Source organism: Gulosibacter sediminis (assembly GCF_030011715.1).
In the GTDB taxonomy this organism is placed as follows: Bacteria; Actinomycetota; Actinomycetes; order Actinomycetales; family Microbacteriaceae; genus Gulosibacter; species Gulosibacter sediminis.
The window spans coordinates 1-320 of the sequence record NZ_JASCYH010000101.1; the positions used below are offsets into that span (position 1 = coordinate 1).

Annotated in this window: 1 protein-coding gene; it reads right to left on the bottom strand. The window is 65.9% G+C overall.

Annotated features, from left to right (window positions below; all coding sequences use genetic code 11):
* Positions 1 to 57: 57 nt before the first annotated feature.
* Positions 58 to 320, bottom strand: a 263-nt coding sequence (locus tag QM019_RS12725; RefSeq protein ID WP_428831972.1) for a transposase, incomplete at its 5' end; no start/stop codon positions are given.

A 320-nucleotide genomic window follows, 5' to 3' on the forward strand; every position in this document is an offset into this window, starting at 1 on the left:
AGATGAGCTCGACCCCGAACCGCTCTCGATACTCGTCGATGAAGCGGATCATCTCGGTCAGGGCCGGTCGAGCTCCTTCGCGAAAAACACGCTCGCAGCCTTGAGGATCTCATTCGCCTTTCGCAGCCCGGCCACCTCGCGGCGCAGGCGCTTGTTCTCCTCAGCGACATCGCTCGGGACACCGGGCTTCGCACCGGCGTCGACCTCGCGGCGGCGATGCCACACCCGCAGCGTCTCCGCGCTCATGCCGAGGAGCCCCGCAACATGCCGCACGGCGGACATCAGATTCGAGTGCTCACCGGAGGCCTTGGCCTCATCGA